The organism is Streptomyces europaeiscabiei (assembly GCF_001550375.1).
Lineage (GTDB): Bacteria > Actinomycetota > Actinomycetes > Streptomycetales > Streptomycetaceae > Streptomyces > Streptomyces europaeiscabiei.
The window spans coordinates 1-758 of the sequence record NZ_LRTR01000762.1; the positions used below are offsets into that span (position 1 = coordinate 1).

A 758-nucleotide genomic window follows, 5' to 3' on the forward strand; every position below is an offset into this window, starting at 1 on the left:
GGTGAAGTCGAATGTGGGTCACACGCAGGCGGCCGCGGGTGTGGCCGGTGTGATCAAGATGGTTGAGGCGCTGCGGCACGGGGTGGTGCCGGCGACGTTGCATGTGGATGCGCCGTCGTCGCAGGTCGACTGGGCGTCGGGCTCGGTACGACTGCTGACCGAACAGCAGCCATGGCCCGATACAGGCCGTCCGCGCGTGGCCGGTGTCTCGGCCTTCGGGGTCAGCGGCACCAACGCCCACGTGATCCTGGAACAATCCCCCCTTCCGGAATCGCCAGGTGAGCCTCTGGCCGCCCCCGCGGACTCCGCACCCCTCGTATGGCCGTTGTCCGGCCGCACCGAGGACGCCCTGCGTGCCCAAGCCCGCGCCCTTGCGGCCTTCGCCGACCGAGACCCCGAGGCTGTCCCGAGCCGGACCGCTCTCGCCCTTGCGACGACACGCACACACTTCGAGCATCGGGCGGTCGTCGTCACTGACGATCCCACTCGCCTCACCGAAGCACTGAACGGTCTCGCCGACAGCGTCACCTCGGCAGACACGATGGTCGGCCAGGACCGCGGAGAGTCACGACAAGCGTTCTTGTTCTCGGGTCAGGGGGCTCAGCGTCCGGGGATGGGCCGGGAGTTGTATGACGCGTTCCCTGTCTTCGCGGATGCTTTCGATGCGGTGTGTGCGTATGTCGGCTCCGGGTTGCGGGATGTCGTCTTCGGTGGGGATGGCGAGCGGTTGGGTCGTACGCAGTGGACGCAGCCGGCGT

The 758-nt window shown here is 68.2% G+C and carries 1 protein-coding gene; it reads left to right on the forward strand.

What is annotated here, in order from left to right; translation table 11 throughout:
- Positions 1-49: 49 nt before the first annotated feature.
- Positions 50-758: ketoacyl-synthetase C-terminal extension domain-containing protein (locus tag AWZ10_RS37510; RefSeq protein ID WP_244172679.1), on the forward strand; the 709-nt coding region annotated here is incomplete at its 3' end.